Annotated in this window: 17 protein-coding genes; 9 read left to right on the plus strand and 8 right to left on the minus strand. The window is 43.0% G+C overall.

Features of this window, described 5'->3' with window-relative positions:
* The first annotated feature begins 308 nt into the window (after window positions 1-308).
* Window positions 309-1,352: a tyrosine-type recombinase/integrase gene (locus tag GI364_RS15035; protein WP_198850073.1), complete on the plus strand. Its 1,044-nt coding sequence runs from the start codon at window positions 309-311 to the stop codon at window positions 1,350-1,352.
* A gap of 467 nt (window positions 1,353-1,819) precedes the next feature.
* Complete coding sequence (locus tag GI364_RS15040; protein ID WP_198850074.1) at window positions 1,820-2,752, plus strand: tyrosine-type recombinase/integrase; 933 nt, start codon at window positions 1,820-1,822, stop codon at window positions 2,750-2,752.
* 233 nt (window positions 2,753-2,985) lie between these two features.
* Here the strand turns inward: GI364_RS15040 and GI364_RS15045 are convergent, their stop codons facing one another.
* The 5 genes from GI364_RS15045 to GI364_RS15065 all read right to left on the minus strand — a co-directional run bounded on the left by GI364_RS15045 (window position 2,986) and on the right by GI364_RS15065 (window position 8,627).
* Complete coding sequence (locus GI364_RS15045; RefSeq protein WP_198850075.1) at window positions 2,986-4,428, minus strand: RNA-directed DNA polymerase; 1,443 nt, start codon at window positions 4,426-4,428, stop codon at window positions 2,986-2,988.
* On the minus strand, window positions 4,418-5,158 hold the full coding sequence (locus GI364_RS15050; RefSeq protein WP_198850076.1) for an SLATT domain-containing protein: 741 nt from the start codon (window positions 5,156-5,158) through the stop codon (window positions 4,418-4,420). Before GI364_RS15050 ends, GI364_RS15045 begins: the two co-directional genes overlap by 11 nt.
* Before the next feature lie 107 nt (window positions 5,159-5,265).
* Window positions 5,266-6,249, minus strand: coding sequence for a tyrosine-type recombinase/integrase (locus GI364_RS15055; protein WP_198850077.1), 984 nt, complete (start codon window positions 6,247-6,249; stop codon window positions 5,266-5,268).
* Window positions 6,242-7,339 (minus strand): tyrosine-type recombinase/integrase, encoded by a 1,098-nt coding sequence (locus GI364_RS15060; RefSeq protein WP_198850078.1) that lies wholly within the window; start codon window positions 7,337-7,339, stop codon window positions 6,242-6,244. Before GI364_RS15060 ends, GI364_RS15055 begins: the two co-directional genes overlap by 8 nt.
* Window positions 7,323-8,627, minus strand: coding sequence for a tyrosine-type recombinase/integrase (locus GI364_RS15065; RefSeq protein WP_198850079.1), 1,305 nt, complete (start codon window positions 8,625-8,627; stop codon window positions 7,323-7,325). The genes GI364_RS15060 and GI364_RS15065 overlap by 17 nt, the downstream gene beginning before the upstream one ends.
* 352 nt (window positions 8,628-8,979) lie before the next feature.
* On the opposite strand from GI364_RS15065, the gene GI364_RS25425 reads away from it, so the two are divergent.
* Together GI364_RS25425 and GI364_RS15070 are read left to right on the plus strand one after the other, a co-directional pair.
* A complete protein-coding gene (locus tag GI364_RS25425; RefSeq protein ID WP_370541862.1) occupies window positions 8,980-9,120 on the plus strand; it encodes an ATP-binding protein in 141 nt (46 codons plus the stop codon).
* Between the two features lie 209 nt (window positions 9,121-9,329).
* The gene (locus tag GI364_RS15070) at window positions 9,330-9,968 is read left to right on the plus strand and encodes a hypothetical protein (protein ID WP_198850080.1); all 639 of its coding nucleotides are present in this window, start codon (window positions 9,330-9,332) and stop codon (window positions 9,966-9,968) included.
* Between the two features lie 135 nt (window positions 9,969-10,103).
* Here GI364_RS15070 and GI364_RS15075 read toward each other — a convergent pair whose 3' ends face one another.
* The gene (locus GI364_RS15075; protein WP_198850081.1) at window positions 10,104-12,320 is read right to left on the minus strand and encodes a diadenylate cyclase; all 2,217 of its coding nucleotides are present in this window, start codon (window positions 12,318-12,320) and stop codon (window positions 10,104-10,106) included.
* 711 nt (window positions 12,321-13,031) lie between these two features.
* Between GI364_RS15075 and GI364_RS15080 the strand changes: the two genes are divergently transcribed.
* The 4 genes from GI364_RS15080 to GI364_RS15095 all read left to right on the plus strand — a co-directional run bounded on the left by GI364_RS15080 (window position 13,032) and on the right by GI364_RS15095 (window position 15,190).
* Complete coding sequence (locus GI364_RS15080) at window positions 13,032-13,178, plus strand: hypothetical protein (RefSeq protein WP_198850082.1); 147 nt, start codon at window positions 13,032-13,034, stop codon at window positions 13,176-13,178.
* Entirely contained in the window at window positions 13,159-13,404 is a 246-nt protein-coding gene (locus GI364_RS25430) for an AbrB/MazE/SpoVT family DNA-binding domain-containing protein (protein ID WP_370541784.1), read from the plus strand. The genes GI364_RS15080 and GI364_RS25430 overlap by 20 nt, the downstream gene beginning before the upstream one ends.
* Window positions 13,355-13,546 (plus strand): hypothetical protein, encoded by a 192-nt coding sequence (locus GI364_RS15090; RefSeq protein ID WP_198854202.1) that lies wholly within the window; start codon window positions 13,355-13,357, stop codon window positions 13,544-13,546. The genes GI364_RS25430 and GI364_RS15090 overlap by 50 nt, the downstream gene beginning before the upstream one ends.
* 510 nt (window positions 13,547-14,056) lie before the next feature.
* A complete protein-coding gene (locus tag GI364_RS15095) occupies window positions 14,057-15,190 on the plus strand; it encodes a two pore domain potassium channel family protein (RefSeq protein WP_198850084.1) in 1,134 nt (377 codons plus the stop codon).
* 173 nt (window positions 15,191-15,363) lie between these two features.
* Here the strand turns inward: GI364_RS15095 and GI364_RS15100 are convergent, their stop codons facing one another.
* Together GI364_RS15100 and GI364_RS15105 are read right to left on the minus strand one after the other, a co-directional pair.
* Window positions 15,364-16,287, minus strand: coding sequence for a hypothetical protein (locus GI364_RS15100; protein WP_198850085.1), 924 nt, complete (start codon window positions 16,285-16,287; stop codon window positions 15,364-15,366).
* A gap of 162 nt (window positions 16,288-16,449) precedes the next feature.
* The gene (locus tag GI364_RS15105) at window positions 16,450-16,605 is read right to left on the minus strand and encodes a hypothetical protein (protein ID WP_198850086.1); all 156 of its coding nucleotides are present in this window, start codon (window positions 16,603-16,605) and stop codon (window positions 16,450-16,452) included.
* 534 nt (window positions 16,606-17,139) lie between these two features.
* Between GI364_RS15105 and GI364_RS15110 the strand changes: the two genes are divergently transcribed.
* Window positions 17,140-17,403, plus strand: a complete 264-nt coding sequence (locus tag GI364_RS15110) for a hypothetical protein (RefSeq protein ID WP_198850087.1) — start codon at window positions 17,140-17,142, stop codon at window positions 17,401-17,403.
* Window positions 17,404-17,727: the final 324 nt, after the last annotated feature.

Genomic DNA, 17,727 nt, shown 5'->3' on the forward strand with positions numbered 1-17,727 from the left:
TGTCATGGGAGTAGACTGAGGGCAAATGTTGTACCGTCATTCTTATCATCCACTTGACAGATATTTCATAGCAGAGGTATACTTTACCCACTGACACAAGAAGTGGTCAGATTTATCCTACTGGAAACCATTAGGTGGGGTAAGTCTGACCACTTTTCGATCCTACTCCACCTAGTGGTTGTACCTTGAAAACCAAATAATGTTATAGAGAGTGCTCCACAGTTCTTCTGACTTGTTTACTCAACGAGTGAGGACATCGATCCCTATGTAGAAAGAATTGTCTGGAGCCTATGAAGGAGGCATCATAAATGCGTTCCGAAGCGCAAACTGATATTGATACGCAACTAGACAGCTTTTTTAGTTCAAATCCAAAACGTTATCGAAATCTTCGGGGCCCCATTTCCTTGCATGAGGGAATAGACATAGCGATGCAGGCTTGGAGTCGACATCCTAAGACGACTAGAGACACATACGAACGACAACTCCGAGATTTCAGTGCCTTTGCTCACAAAAAGTTCCAACATCCCGTTTCCGTAGTCAGGCTTGATTATCATTGTCTAGCTCAATATCGTCTTTTTCTGAACCGTAGAGTAACTAAAGATGGCCAGCTGTATTCACCAGCATCTATACAATTAGCGATGGACTCGTTAAGTTCTTTTTTTAACGTCATGGTGAACCTGAGCTACATCCCTGAAAATCCAGTTAGACTGCTGGAAGATTCGAGCGACAGGGAGTCAAGAATAAGAATTGACCCAGTGACAGAGAGCCCTCTCACCCTAAGTCTTCTAAAGGAACTGCTAAATCTTGACTTTGAAAAACATGGTGGAAATTGGGGGTTGAGAGATAAGGCTATCATCAGAGTTGCAGCTACGTTTGGTACAAGAGAATCCGAACTACGTGAGATATACTGGAATCACTTAAATGATGATATTCTACAGATAAATCGAAAAAAGAGAAATTTAACTGGCGTATATCAACTTGATGAAGGCTTTGACTCACTGTTAAGAGAAGTCCGATATACCTACGGCTTACGACCTGATGACCCGATGTTCATCAGTCAGTATCGATGTCAATTGAGCAAAAGTGGTCTTCGAAGAATCATAAAGAAATACGGTGAGATTATCGGCCTTCCGGAATTGACGATGAGACACTTTCGGACTCGCTTATTATCCGAGCTTACCAAAACGTACGATGATAAGACCGTCCAGAACTTCATAGGACATAAGTTTCCGGATACCGTAAACAGATGGTATTCAAAACGGCCCAAGCAGCAGACCCAACAAGTTCTTAGCACCGTTCAGCAAATCTTGTCGTTGGGAAATCCAAACGGATATCCTCACTTAGTAGCATAGGAAGGCCACAGCCAACGTATCTTACGTTGGCTCTTTCTTTGCCACTCATGCATTCTGTCTGCAGTGCCGGCGCCAATTCAACCTATAACCTCATAAGCACATACCAATTTCACAGCACATAACACACTTGTATTATAGGCTCATATGGTGCAACATGTCCTTTAGAAGGACGTGTTGGAGATATCGTCTGAATAGAAGGCAGGCATGTATTTCGGTAAAATCTGACCATAAGTAAAATAACCCGCAGGCCAAAAGCCTTACGGGTTATAGGTTACAGAGAAGCAAGCTTGTAAGCCGAGTTCCTCGAAGGGACTTAGTAGAATTACTGAAATCCCTTGTCCCATAAGGATTCTTGGACATCGGGCCACCACTGAAACTCGGTAAAATCTTCGCACTTCGACTTACACTTCCCCTGTTCTCCAAAACCCCAGCCGACTTACAGGCTGCATTTTGGGAGGACGAGACAGATGCAATTGGACGATTGCCACCACAAATTTCTGCAGTACATTCGACTGGAGCTGGATTACTCGAAGGCGACGGTCATCAGCTACCGTACCGATTTCCGACAGTTTTTCGGCTTTCTAGAATCACAAGGGAGTTGTCCGGAGATTGAAGACATCACTACACCGATGATTCGGGAATACATCTATTTTTTGTCGGAAGACCGTGGCCTACATCCGAATTCAATTCGTCGGAAAATCCACTCTTTGAGTAGCTTTTTCAAGTTTTGTTACACCGAAGAGTATATCAGCAAGAACCCTATGCTCCGAGTTACAGCTCCGAAGAAAAGGCAGCCTGTACCCATCTACCTGCCTGCACCAGACCTTCAGAAACTGATGGACGCCCCCATGGCGAAGGGCAAAGAGCGCACCAAGCTTCGAGACACATTGATCCTGAAAACGTTTGTGTTTACAGGTATCAGACGCAGCGAATTATTAAAACTAAATTGGGAAGACATCGATTTCATAGACCAAACTGTCAAGATACATGGCAAAGGCAGCAAGGAAAGACTGATACCACTTCCTCCCCAGCTTGTTGCCGAATTACAAATATATAAAGACAGCCAGAGAGTGTCACTCGCATCTCCAGTTTTTCGAAGCGTCACGGGGCGGCGATTGAGTGGCAGAATTCTATCAGAGATGTTTCACCGCTACGAACGAAAAGCTGGTATTGAAGGGAAAGGCTATAGCATACACAAAATGCGTCATTCGTTTGCTACCCTACTGCTACAAAGCGACGTCAGCGTGGTCGAAATACAAAAGTTGATGGGTCACAGCGACATCAGCAGCACCCTCATCTATGCACATACGACGGCGCAGCGGCTGCAAGATGCAGTACAGAAACATCCCCTATTGGACAACGAGCCGGTCCAAGCACGTAAGGACCGGACCAAAACATAATAGAATCTATGAGATGAAGTCGCTTTCGGGGAGTTTATGAAAACCGTCCAAGTGAATCAATGGAGGCATAATCTCTCTATTTCCTTGTCGTATTACACTACTTATAATTCCCATAAATCTAAAATTCAGAGGTATACCAACATGTGGTCTTTTGGTGCTACGTTTCTCTGCAATTTTGAGGTTTCTGAAAAGCCATCACCTGCGACTGTCTGTTTCTATCGATGACCACCTTACTAGACAACATATTTGTATAAATAGCTCACGTAATCTGGGTTGACTGAGTTAACTCTCGAAATGAGATCCCTCTGCTGAAAACTCCTCTGAAAGAGATAAGTAACAGCCAAAAGAGAATCTCGAAAAGTGAAATATTCCCTCCGTAATAAATGACTAAGCATTTTACGTATTCCTTTACCCACGTTCGGGCCCGAGCCTTGATTCTCAAGGAATTTACAGACCATTAAATATAGAACGGTTAAATGAGGTGGATCAAAGAACGTATATCTCCAATTAGCAGATATTTTCCTCAGTTGGTTCGTTTTAAGAAGGGTCCATTTTCTCGAAAATATAATATGCCTAAGCACCTTGTTTGCGTCATCACCGTTGACTTCCAGATATTCAGACAAGAGCCTTTTGTACCCTTCTACATCAAGTCCACTTTTTCTTTCTAAAGTACCCAACGATTCAATGAAATTCACAAATTTTCCAGTGGTCATCAAATCAATGGCTTTCTCACTGATGATTTTCGTGTTTGAAAAGGTGCTGCCGCCAAGATGATATTCCGGGATTTCAAACCCCTTAGCGAATTCGTCTGCTGTAAGCGCCGTAGTCTTCGAACTATTTAAAGTTAGGTTCGTGCTCCACAGATAAGAACTGATTTCGTTTAGTATCTCGTTGTTCACCACGTCTGAAGTCTCGCCATTAAGGTGAATGAGAAACATATCATCAACAAACCTAACTAAGTGCAAATTTTTCCTAACTAAAAGGTTTTGAACCAAGTGATCAAACTTTAGAAGATAAAATTGAGATAATATAGATGATGCAATCGAATAGTGCAACTGTGGCAGCTCCTGAAATTCACAATGTTTGAAGAAGTAATCAAGGTCTTTGATTTCCGTCATATCCCCGAACTGTTGCCGCAACTCGTCAACTAGACGATTAACCTTGATGTTAGAGAAGAAGTCCTTTACATCGATTCGAAGAGCAGGTCTACCAAAAAAATCCTGCCTCTTCTTCTGAAATTTCGAATAGCTAAAGTCGAATGACGCAAACGTTGCTACCTGTGTCATCGTGTCTACCGCAAAGTCTAAATGCCCTGAATAGTAAACACTAAGATTTTCCCTGGAAAAATCCACGTCGGCCGCAGAGTAAAGTCGAGCTATTCGAAAGACTATGTACGTATAGTAGAAATAGTAAAGCGGATTGATGAGATACATATTTCTTGGTGTAAAAGAGTCGTTCTTATATACAAAGTCCCTTACCTTGTCTATCGGATACAAGCCGAAGAATTCTTCACGGGGTCGATTTATGGCTTCTAACACAGATTCCCGCCTGTGGGACTTGAGAAATTCTAGGTTGGCCCGTAGCTGAGGGTTATATTGATTCTTTTGAGACACAGACCTCACGTAATTGTAAGCTAGCTCACCCAGCCCTTCGTCCTTGATTGACTTACCAAACATAATAGCTCCACATATACAACGCAGGTATAGCAAAAATACACAGTACACTCAGAACGACATTGGTTTGTAAAACTATGTTATCTGGCGTCCTATCTCGAGTGGGTTTGAGCTCTCTAGGTTTCTTAGTACCTACTTTAGCTGTGCGACCAGATTCAGTTCCGGGCCATGTATTCGGCTCCACACCTTCAAGGTGCCCCTCTTCTTGCTCACTGCCAGTGTTTTCCCCTATGGCTTCAGCAACCTCCTCATGTTCTCGTCTTTCGTTGTCAATTTGGTCGTGATTTTCATTGTTCTTTAGGATCCTTTGGTATTCAGACATTATTGCATTGAACTGATCTAACATATCCTGTTTCTTACTGTCGGCTTTAAGCAAAATCAATGACTTGAGTTTTAATATGAGATCTTCTATGTCGAGTTCATGGTGGTGAACCGTTAGCGCCCTTTCACTGTAATTTCTCTGACTAACAAAATATTGAGTGAGAATGACGTATATAGAGAAAACGCCCGAAAAAACAGGGAAGGCCATGGACTGCCATTGCGCAGTTATGAGTGACAAAACCACACAGACCACAGCCTCTATGTTTAATAAGAAAAAAACCACACGCCATTTTTCATCATAACGCTGTAACCTCTGGCTCAGCTTTATTCGATTAGTTCGTGTTTTATTGAGAGTGTTAATCTTTTTATTGATTTCATCGGGTATGGTTATCTCTCTGTAGTCCCTATCCATAAGTCCTCCATCACAATTATGATTGAACTCGCATCAATGTTCATAGTTTTACTATATTATTCCACCCCAAACTGTCAAAAGTCAACGCATGTATGTCAGGTTACTTTCTACTGTTGGATTCGCTCACCTGTACTACCAAGTCTCTTAAACATTCTCGCCATCGGCGATTCATTAAGAATGTGCAGGTCTGCCTCCTTTGAAGGGTTGACATACGTCAGAGTTGTCTGTTCATCAACATGACGCAGCATATCCCTTATTATCTTTAATGGTATGCCTGCCTCATTGGCTAGAGAGGCGTACGTGTGACGTAAGACGTGCGGAGAGATCGACCGAGGGATGCCTGCCGCCTTTGCGAGCTTGTTAACTTCATAGGCTAGCTGTACATGAGTGAGCGAATCTCCATGAGTATCCCTCAACAGAGGCTCTCCACCCGAACGCACCGTCTGCGCAAAATACGGATGACCAATATAGTGCTTTAGAATCGCCAAAACCACTTCTGGAATTACCGCTACTCCAGGACCAGTTCTTTGGCCCCGATCCACTCGTATGAGCCCATTTTGCAAGTCAATCTGGTCGAGGGTTAAAGCTCTTACCTCCCCCCCTCTTAAACCGCACAGTACCATCAGATACACAACCAACAATGAACGTTTCCGAAATGGGTCTGTTCTCTTTGCAGCCTGAAATAGCGCTAAAGTTTCATCACGACTGAGCCTATTATTGCGTTTACTTTTGTGATATTTGGGGCCTTTGATACCTTGGGTTGGATCTGTAGAAATCATGTCTATGGAATGCAGAGTTTGAAAGAAACTCTTGACTGCCTGGAAGGCATTAGTCGCCGCCGTTGGCTTCTCCGTAAGGCGTTGTTGTAGCCACACCACATAATCTCTAATGAAATTCCGGTTGATAGGCCAGTGCTTACCGTTGGCATCAACAAATAAACGTTCGAAATCAAGGACTTCATCCTCTGACACCCCCGTCTCCATAAGATATGCCTCAAAGTGCTTGAGAGAACTACCGTAACTCTTGCGAGTGCTTGTCTCCAATTCAGCCATTTCATACCATGTTTTGAAATAGTTCGTCTCTCTAAGCATTGTTCTCCCCCCTTAATAGATATTGAACCACTTCGTCCGCAGCATTCTTCAGTTCTTCGGGAGTCAGCTTCGCATATATGGCTGTTGTCTTAGGGTTTGCGTGACCGAGAAGTTTGGACAAGGTGTATAGGTCTCCACCAGCCCGCAAGTAATTCACGGCAAAAGTGTGACGCAATGAATGCGGAGTGAGGCTTGGCTTCAGGCTTTCGGAAACAGTCGTCATTGAGTTTACACAGTTTCGAAACACCTCTTGTACCGTTCGTATACTTAAGGGATTCGTTCCTTTGGAGGCCGAGAACACGTACTTGTTTGACGAAGAATTTAGACTGTATAAGTCAGCGTCTGAACCACCGACTAATCGTCTGTAATTGCGCAATAAGTCCATGATCTCAGTAGACCCATACACTTTCCTCCCGTCAACACGATGATGCTTTCCATGTACTGTCATCTCGCTCTCGTCCCAACGGATCTTTGCCCATTTGAGCGTGGTAGCTTCCTCAATCCGAGTTCCTGTACCGACCATATAGAGAAAAAGTGTAAAATAGCGAAGTCCGTAGCGTGTCGCTCTCACAATTGTCAAAAGTTCCTCAACAGATTCCTTGCTCAAAGCTCTCGGGAGCGAGTCATACACTTTGGCAAATTTCAATACCTCACTCAAATCGCTCTCCGAAAGTAAGTGTTGCTCTACAAAGAACGAATGCATTATCCGAAAGAAAGCCTTCTTTTTGTTCTGAGTAGTTGCCGAGCCGCTCTTATGCTTCAGATATTCCTTAAGAACCTTGCCCGTGAGGCAATCCGCTAACAAATCGTCGTTGAGTTTTTGTCTCTCAAGAAATTTTCGAAACTGGTTGAGTTCTGACACATAGGTCTTCTTCGTAGTGGGAGGTCGTAGATTTAGGTCTTCCGTCTCGAACAATTCGAGTGCGTCCAGCACAGTGATCTCTTCAATGTCGTCATCAATTCGTGGTTGCAAAATAACGTCGTATTTGGAGGCCAGATATATCTGGAGGCCCTCTATACCGATTTGGGCAATGACTCGATCCAACATATTGTAAGAGTCTTGAGTTTCCTGTTTAAGCAAAATTGGCATCGATGTCAACCTCCTTCAAGAGCCTGGTACTTGCTCCCTGATTTTTATCTCGGTACTCGTGATTCGAGAGGTGAATATAGTGCGTGGTGCTTCTCATATCCTCGTGGCGTGCGAATCGGCTCACGTCCAACAACGAAATACCGGACCGTAAGGCATGTGTACAGAATGCATGCCGAAACACCCCTGGGCCATGAATTACTGGCCAGTTCGCAATCTGGGCATACAGTCTAAACAGAAGGTTTCTTTCGTCGTTCCGTATCGCCTTGCTATCTATGCGAAACAACCTTTCACCCTCGGCTGTTGAATCGGCGAGAGCTTCTAACCATGGTAGAAGCGGCTGCGGGATGAAGACAATTGCGGCGTCTCCGCCTTTCTCAATAATGCTGACTTCGTTGAGTTCAAGCCGCAAGTCCGTCTTGTTGATTCTTTCTGTCTCCGATGGTCGCAGCCCCATAAGATACATCAAACCAAAAAGACCCATATCTCTATTAACCGTAGGTGAATACTCCAATATAGCCCCAAAGAACCTTTCAACCTGTTGCTCAGACGGAATCCATCGGACGAATTCTTCGGGACGTTTGGGCGTAGCTATTCCTCGTCCCAGATTGGAGACACCGTATTTGTCGGAGAAGTATTCAAAAACGCTAAGGATGAGTTTCCCACGTAGAGCCGCCGATTGTCGACTCATCGCTCCCAAGGCTATCAAGCGACGAAGATACTCCATGTAACCGGCAATGTGCCCAGGGCGAATCTTTGAAAACGTCCCTTTGTCCAAATCGATCTCTTTTCCTCTTGTCCATCGAATAAAGTGACCTAACTTGTTGCGCACTTCATACACTGTACCCTTGCTCCTGCCATTAGTGGCCAGCATCTGAAGATATTCCCGAAATGCTTGCGGTAGTTGCGTATGAAAGTGGATCTGCCGAGTGGCAACGGCGATAGAGATGCCTTGTGCAATAGCGGTAGAGTTAGGAAATTGGGACTTGACTAACAGCCTCATAAGAGCTTTCTTGTCACGCAGTGCGACGTTGCCAGATAGCATGTCAGTAACCCTTGACTCAGCAAGGTGACATGGGCTTAACTGAGATAGCTGAATTTCCAACAGGTCGCTTACCAAAATCAAAATCGGCCGTACTCGCTCAGATTCCCGAAAGGCTGCAACAGGTTCAAGTTGACTTAAAGTATCCCTAGTCCAATCGGGAAGGTTCTCGAGATACTCGGTCCAAATCCAGTCCCTAAGCCTCTCTTCATTTGAGATGCTTAAGCGTTGCAGTTGCATAAGTGACATAGTGGTCGCCTCCTCTTTGCATTGTGAACAACAGCCCTAGAATTTATACCCAATTTTTCCCTCGAACGCCCGTAGAACTGTCTTTCTACGAGGTATACCTGTTCCCCTGAAAAAATTTCTCATGGGGATTACAACTATTTGTAGTTCCTGCTGTCCGATGACATATTGACAAGCCTTAATTCGATAGTGCAAGTCAGGAATTGAACCCCAAGCAAAAAGATCGCATTTTGCTTAACCGCCAATATCCTAGCGGCTTTCGTTTTAATAGTACAAGTCCATTCGCAAGGAATTTCTCAGTGTGTATTCGCTTAGCTTAGAGGCTCTGGGGAAGCACTATAAACAGCAATAGGAGATTGATGAATGGGATGAACTGCTTAGAAATGTGGTGCTGCCCTCGGCAACTGTGGTTCGCCTTCTCCACCAAGCTCATATAATAGACATTCGACGACAGAGGTACTCACTAAAGAAGAAAGTGGGAGCCGGGATGTACTGAACCAACCAAAAGTTAACTAGCAATAAAAGTTGAAGCCGCCCGTTAGTCAATTTCCAGCGGCTCAGTGAATCAACGGTATCCAACCTGACAAACTCGAAAGGTATTTCGATCCACATAGCGAAGCTTATGGTAAGAAAATGACGATAGATAGAAGGTGTTAATCACTGAGTGCCTTATTGAAATCGATTCTAACGGGGCTGCAGATATCAGTGTCGACAACCATTGCTGTTTGGACAATCGCCTTGTTAATAGGTTTTTCGTGGTGGGTTTATGCAAAGTCCCAGATAGAGATCAACAGAAAGCGAACAGATGCACTGAACGCTGTGCACCGACTTTATGGTCCCGCACTCGGATGGTTTGAGGCGAAACACGCCAAACGTATCTCTCTGGAAGAGAGAGATAGCGAATTACTGCAGTTGTTTATTAACTCTAGGGCGGCAGCCCACAATTCTGAGATCAGACACCACATAGATAGATGGGTCTCTGCTGACTACGATTCAAATCGTTTATTTGCCGAGTTGAGGTACGTGTATGCCAATACTTGGTTGGAGGCTTATGGGAGAGAGACTTTAGTTGAAGTATGGGAAGTTCTGCAATGGATGTGGCGAGTGTCCCTGATCTTAATTCTGGTCTTTACTATAGGAACAATACTTGCCTGGCTGGTGATATCGATTTTTCACGTTATGTCTCCACGCCATCCAATCGTATGGGTTGAAATTGGAGTCCCGGGTGGTTTGGTAGCGATCGTAGTAACGGAAATTGCGGGGAGAGTGAAAAAACGCAAACTTGCAAAAGAAATGGAACGTATTTTTGAAGAAACCAGCATTCGCATCCTTTCCACCAAATGAGAGTAAACCAGCCTCCCATTTGATGTGCCCTAACGCAGGTTATAGGTTGCATTGAATACGGCCCATCAATCCTTATTGCATCGTGAATCGGTTCACTTGGAGTGGACAAGTCAGCGTCTTATTAAGGTATATTTTTTAATCGTCTGAATCACGCAGAGTAGCGGCAATACTTGGGTCCTGCATCTCAAGTTCACCTAGAAGATTCTTAAATGCATCAGAAAGTTGCGCACTGTCTTCAAGTGAAACCTTGACTTTCTCATAAGTATCATAACAGCCTTCGAGAAGGTTAATATTTTCTCGCAGTACATTCATTATCTTCTCAACGTATGTCCCGTCCTTTTCTAACAGCTCTGCAACAACCCAGTCATCCAGCGCTGCGTCCATTCTTCCTAAAGCATTCAGCAAAATAGCTCTGTTCGCTCGAATTATGGCACTAGACGGCTCTAGCTCTATTGCTCTGTCGTAATCAGATTCTGACATGTCACTATAAAGCCGTCTCTTGTGTTCGTCCTCCGTCATCTCTAAAACATTATGAAACGCTATGGCTCTTACATTGAAGTCGTTTGCAACCAACTCTTCTTCAGGATCTCGGTCCAGAAACAAGTTACTAGCATCGATCACTTGATTCATGTGATATAAATACTTCTCCACGTTTGAAGATCTCTGTGCCATCGCAGCCCGATAATGGGCCTGCGCCAACAGTCTGTAATACTTTGTCTGCACATACGAGTTGCGTGCTGATTCCAACCCTTTGTTCACAAACTCAATTGTGTCTTCATACTCTTCTTTGGAAAAGTGAGCATCTGCTACCTTCATGAACAAATCAAAGTCAATGTCATGATAGTTTAGTACTTCATCTTGAAATGCGGAAAGTGCCTCTATTTTATCCTCATCTTCCTCATTGATAAGGTCAATAATCTGCTGAAACAACGTGAATACCTTATCCTCGTCATCCAATTCCGGGATAAGATTAACCATGCCGTCTTCGGAAATGATGGCGATGACACATTTCTTGTCCATGCTTTTCAATTTCTCCATGTAACGATATGCCGAATTATATCTCGCACCTCGACTGGAATCTCCGATGCCTTCCTTGGCTATCCCATCCAGAATGACCCCTATTGCATGGCAGTTGCCATTCGTATCAAAGTAGATAGCACCATCAATGGAAGTTAGATGCCTGACATGTTCTAACTTGATCGGAGTTGGTTCGATTAACGTCGACTGCATTTTCAAAGTAGTTACTTCCTTCGCCGCCGTGTCTGTATCTGTGATAACCACGATAGTGCCATACTTTTGTTCTGCTGCCTTTCTTACAACTTTCTCCAGGTTCTCGACCTTCGAAGCGTAAAACTCGGAGTCGTCTTCATAGAACTGTGATTCCACGAGCCTTTTGAACCTCTCTGGAGTATATCCGTTTTCGCCAATCTTCGGTGTCTTAAATACCACATCTATCAAAACTCGCCGAAGTATTTCCAACTTCCTCTCGGTTTTATATATTGTCGTATCGTTTTCTGTTACCAGCGTCCCGTATCTACTTAATTTTTCATTCGTCACAATAAGTGACAAGCTATACTTAGATAGTCCTTTGACCTGGACGTCAAAGAGGAGTTCTTCATCTATATCAGCCCAGTTGATTGAACCCATTCCATATACCAATCGATGGTCTGCTATCAGAGATAAGTTGGTTTGCCCGTTTGTTGGTTCCAACAACTTTCGTATCCGTTTAGAGTCATCCAGTGGAATCCTATCGTCATCTCGAAACTTTATGACGTAATTCACCAGACTCTCACTGCTATTCAGTGTATCCTCACTCATAATAAGGATACTCCCAAACGGATTATTACCCTCGTAAGTTCTTGTTGATATGTCATCAATCTTCTCCAGAAGATTGTTCATGTAATATTGACTATTCTCTGCGGTTACCACGGACCCAATGTCGCCAGTTCTCTTACTTTCTTGCAACAATTCTTGTATCATACCGAAGTATACTCTGGCGACCCTTCGGATAAATTGCGCACCATCTTCCTTGTATTTCTTGAGAAGTTCCACTTCTTTTTTATTTTTTACTACTCGTGTTTTAGACTGAACGAAATAGTCGTAAAAGAAATAATCTAATACCATTCTCAAAAAGGACAGAGACGGCGACTTATGCCACACTTCAGAAGCCTCAAGGCCGATGTTTCTTATCTCCAATAAGTATATAATTTGTTTCTTTGCCCGTCCCACTCCTGATGTTAAATCGTTGACATAAAGCACCCGTGATTTAAAACCAAACTGCGTGTTCTTTCTGCTGACTGTTGTCACCTCGTCAATTTGCTCACCAATATCCGCTGGGTTATATCTTTCCAAATCAATGCATTCTTTAAGTGATTCAGCCAGCCTCCCTTCATCTAGTCTCACTGGGGTTATGTCTAGCTCACTGAACACATCTTCAAGTTCCCTTAAATTTTCCTGGCTAATTTCGGTTGCTTGTGTATTTTCGTTCGAGAGCGAAGTTTTGACTCTAGTGATCTTTGCACTAGCCTCTTTGTGCAACAAAATCGAATAAAATTTCAAGTGGAATTTTCTGTTTAGATTTTTCAATATTCCATTTAATTCTTTATATATCATTTCATTTAACAACTCTATATTTCCGTTTCCGCCCAACAATCGTCACCCCACATTGACTTTAAGATACAGCGTCAATCTGCTTTCTCGAGAAAAGGATTTGTAAAGTAGAAATGTCTCTTGCCTCGGTCCAAACTATCCTAAAAGAACAGACCCATAAAGGCTCCATCAGTTGAAAGCGGATTTATCGATTTAGTGTAGATGGTTATGGTAGATCGTTATGATTCCACACATTTCGACATTTTGTAACAGAATCCTCTTTATAGTAACCTTGTCTACTTGATCTATTTCAGTGAAGATCAGGGTTCTTTGTTTGGAGCACCTAAATGTCGCTCATCAATATCAGTTGGGTTCTCTGAAACCTAAAAATCGGCATACCTTATTGTTTTTGTAACAGCATAAAGGTGCCTATATCACAGGTTATAAGCTATGCCGATTAGATGGGGACAGCCTATGGAACATTGTCGAACACTGCAAGTCGCAGGAAAAAGACCTTCTTTGCTGTTTCCAAAGAGTGTCCAGATTCTCCTGAAGGTGATGTTCTTCAAGGATGCTCTGAGGCATACTGCTGCCAAAGGAGATGGTCCCATTGGCACGTGATAGTATCGTTCGGCAAATTGATACACTCGGGCGGGTAGTCCTTCCGATACAAGTGAGAAAACTTTTAGGAATTACGGAAAAAAATGAAATAGAGATCTTTATAGAAAGGGAAAGCATTGTGATGACACCATATTCTTCCGTATATCTGTTCAGCGGCTTCCCTGGCGAACTCATAGATGTCAACAAAGGAAAACTTGTATCCGGCCATCATCTGTGCCTATCTTAAAGCCGAGAATGAAGGCTCGCTGTACCACCACACAGAAGACGCACTCCCAAAATACTCTCTAGGCAACGTGGTTAAAGAACTGTTGCAGAGATTATTGAGGGCTGTTAATGCTACGCCTGGGGGCACTGGCTACTACTTCTAAGACTTGACTTGAAACCAAAACATCCCATTAGTGGTTTCTACCGGTTTAAGCAATGTAGGCAATTATGAATTATTAACACGGTTCACCACTATCGTTAATGAGATATCCGCCTTCGAGTCCCAACATCTTGCCCCAACAAGAAATTTAACCACATAGAGATAGTGTTCAATGTGTTCGGTCTTAAGGTGACCCACTCAAACTTGAATGAATTACTAGTGGCGTAACATTTTCTTGAACTCTTAGTAGACCAAAGTCACGTAACTATAAGACCTTCCGTCTTATCAGCCTCGGTCACAATAATGGATAATCGAACCTTGATTTTCGTTGTAATTTACAAGCATTCCATTTTCACCCACGACCATATAAGATCTACAATCCTTGTTACATTTTATCCACTGAATTACAATGGCCTATAGCTGTTTCATTTCCAATTGGAAGTTCTACAATATCCTTAAGTTATAGATGTAAAAGCGCTGATACTTAGAATTCACCAATTGAGGAGTCATTAACATGAATGCCAAAATCGATTGGCCCGACGTGGTTAGCAACGCTCAAGATCAACTTAATGAATATAAGAAATCGTATTTAGCAATGGAAAAGTTGCGATGTGAATTGCAGGACGAAATTCGGATTAAGCTTGGAGATAACTTTGATGCTATATGGTCATCTCGAGATGAAATGTCCAGCAGAACTGGAAGTGTCTCAAACCTTTTATATCCAATCCGTTGGTGGACTATACGGCGGCGCCACTGGTTACAACAATCACAGGAACTCCTCGAAGCACACTTTGAAATTCTGAATCGGTATAAATCTCGCATTTTTCGTCTAGCCGATAGCTCGAAACAAGTTAAATCTGCCTTTGATACATTCACAGGATATCAGAATTATGCAGACTTAATTCAGTTTCCAGACTCGTCCATGCTTGAGAGCATACAGGAAATTTACCATATGAGGGAGGAGTTCAATCAAGTCGACTACGACATTGATGCTATCCATACGTGGCTAACAAAAGAATTGCTTGATAGTGGAAGTCAACGTATGGCAATTGAGTTTCGGCTAAAGCGGAAAATTATAAAAACAATACGACAACAATTAACTGTAATGGCGTTCCTCTTTATCTACAGGTCCCTCATATTCATCCTAGCCCTAGTCCCGGCTCTTATTTTGTTCTGGTCTTATCATTCACTAGTTACGTTCCAAACTTCCCCACCGAAAGAGACCATACCGAGCGGTTTTTCATTCATTTTACTCATACTAAATAGTGTTTTCATGATAGGAATGTTGGTCTACAATGCCTACCAAGTCATTCGACGAAAGAACATAGCTTCAAACCTGATGCTCACTATCTACAACATGTTCTCAGTTATCATTCAATTCGCATCCGACTACCAACAGCTTTACTTCTACGCAGGAAAGAGCAAACAACTTCCGCCTCTGGACTTTTTCTATTACAGTGCCCTCACTTTCGTTGGGAACGGGATAATCCCCCCTGTGTCACACTGGGTAAAGGAGTTTTCCATTGCTGAAACTATACTTGGATACCTGATGGCTTCAGCCATAATTGCACTGATTGTGAACTCAGTTCTACCGATCATTAAACCTGCCAAGACGGCGGAAACCACACGCACAGATTGGAAATCATAGTAAACAATCATGGAAGGAGTGTAGGAACAGCTCACTTGATTCAATTCACCTTATCAAATAATGCCTCAACAATCGCCGTAAACCAGCAGCAAGTATATGTGTAGCCCGAACCCTATGAAACCGATTCAACACATGACCGTATAGTCCGTCATCTACCCCCTAGCATTTCAAAGCTATGGTAAGATTCTTACTGATTCTGCAAAATTACTTAAGAGTGGTGGCAACCCAAGAAAGCCTCTTGGTGCCTTGTTGACATTCATAGGTTCTAAACTTTTTGCGTCAAAGCACTCCTTAATATTGATATACGCCTTTTGCATTGATGAAAATAATAGTATGGATTCTTCCTTTCTCCTTTCAACAAATTCATCAATATAATCAACTGATACAATATCTACATTTATGTCAAAGAACCAACTTTGAGATCCAGACCAGTGCAATCGTAAATGTCTCGAATCTTCTAATTCAATCTTTCCAGTCGTGTTATCGTATACTGCCTTAAACAGGGGACCATTTACCACTATAACTGGGAATACTGTTTCTGCGTAATTGGGAATATTTATAGCATTTTGTACCTGAGTGTCATAATAGCCCGCTCTAAGAATCGAACTAGCAGTAACAGATTGTATCGAAGAGTAAAATAAATCCTTTCCACTTGCTAGCGCTTGTCTCCCAGCAAACCCCGGCTCCGACGGAGTAGCAAAATAGCTAGTATCATAAATTTCATTTTCACCTGCAATGTGCCACAATAGTGCTCTTCCGAGATAAGAGCCTACTGATTGTGCGATTCCTGCTCCGGGGTGCTTTCTGCTGGCACTGGAACAAAAGACAACCCAAGGCTTATCCTTGCTCCATTTGCACTCTACAATATGAGTAATTCGTAAAAGTGTGTTGTCGAAATGAAAATCAAGATCGGCTTCTACATCTACTTCACGCAATATGCCATTATCTGTGTCTTCGTAATGTTTGCTTTGAAACACTCGATGTCCATGTTTTTCAAAAGAAGTTGCCGTCAAAAACTCTAACGAATATCCTTCCCTTTCCAACCACTTTTCGACCTTTGATTTCAAAGAATTATTACTAGATTCTATTTGCGTCATATGTTTTCACCTCGAAATAGATTGTATACAACTCAACAATTATTCCACAAACCATCTCCTTGTGCTAATATTACCTGTCAGTGATGCGAAATCGGCCGGAGGACGTGGGCAATTGCCTCGACAATACTGTTTTATGCATCCATGCATACTGCGCCAGCATGTCTACGATGCCAAAAGCCTTTTGTAATGCTGCCCCCCATTACCTACGGAACTCGGAATCCACTGCCAATGTCGGTCCTTTCTATCCATGTGTTTACCATACCACATCACGATCCCAATATCCTCCAGCAATGAATCTGGTTGGTTACCTGACTTCATGGTGACTTCCCCTTCCTTCCGGTTTCCCCGGTTGAATGGAAATAACCTAAGAAGGCTTAATCAGATGGTACAAGTGGTCAAAGCAGTAATGAAAACTTTTCTGTTCAAACATTTTTCTTTTGGAGCGCAATGGCCCCGCCGCACCGTTGTCCAGCCAATAGCAAACTGATAACCGATCTCTCGTCGCTGAATTACCAGATCAACATGTAACCATATAACAGAAAATAAGGGTGTACCCGCCAATTATGTGGTAAGGGGCGAATTAGTATATAGAGATTGCGAAGACCGGGATGTCTTTGAAAGGGGAGCTTGAGCCAGCCAACGATTGTGTTTCACTCTTAGCCGTCACGTTCGAGCGTAAAACTTTGCGCTTCTTACAATATCTTCTGTTGTATGGGACCCCTTAGAGCCTACTTTCGTGGGCCCTCGCACTCTTCAATTCCAAGACTAAGTTTCTACTTGCCCGATGTGCTATCATCTCCTTATACAAACATCCCCATGCGAACTATGGATTCCAAAAAGGAGAGTTACCTGATGATTGATGCTGTATGGGAAAGAATTAAGAACTGTGAAGGGCAAGTGTTCGAACAGATTAGGGGTCAAGAGTTCACGTACAACGTCATAGGCGATAATTCCATTGAGTTGAATAGGACTAATCGAATGGTTTCAAGAAAGACTTTTGAACAGGCTCTGGAACATGTGCCGTTGGAAAACACCGTGCCGGTGCAGCGTTTACAGGCCCCTTCGTATATCTTTGCCATATTGATGGATGATAGAATCCGACAGAACGACTGGTAGACATCTAACTGCGCAATGTGCTGTAATATCCTTGATTCCCCGACATTATTTTGTCCAGTGAACACGCTGATTCCAGGACTGATTTCCAGCGCAGAAGTCTGCAATATTCCCTTTGTACGGAAAGACAATGAAACATGATGTTCCGAATTCATTTTGACCCCTCATTTCATCCATGGTCGCTCAGTCATCTGTACAGCTACGGGCATCGAAACATCCTCGTTGTCCATTTGAGAACATCCCAAGTTTGTTCATTCACTTCCTCCATTCCATCAGAGCGACAAAGTGTACTCATAGACCTCTTATTTGCTCTCAAGCGATTCTAAT

Origin of the sequence: Alicyclobacillus sp. SO9, from assembly GCF_016406125.1 — a bacterium.
Lineage (GTDB): Bacteria > Bacillota > Bacilli > Alicyclobacillales > Alicyclobacillaceae > SO9.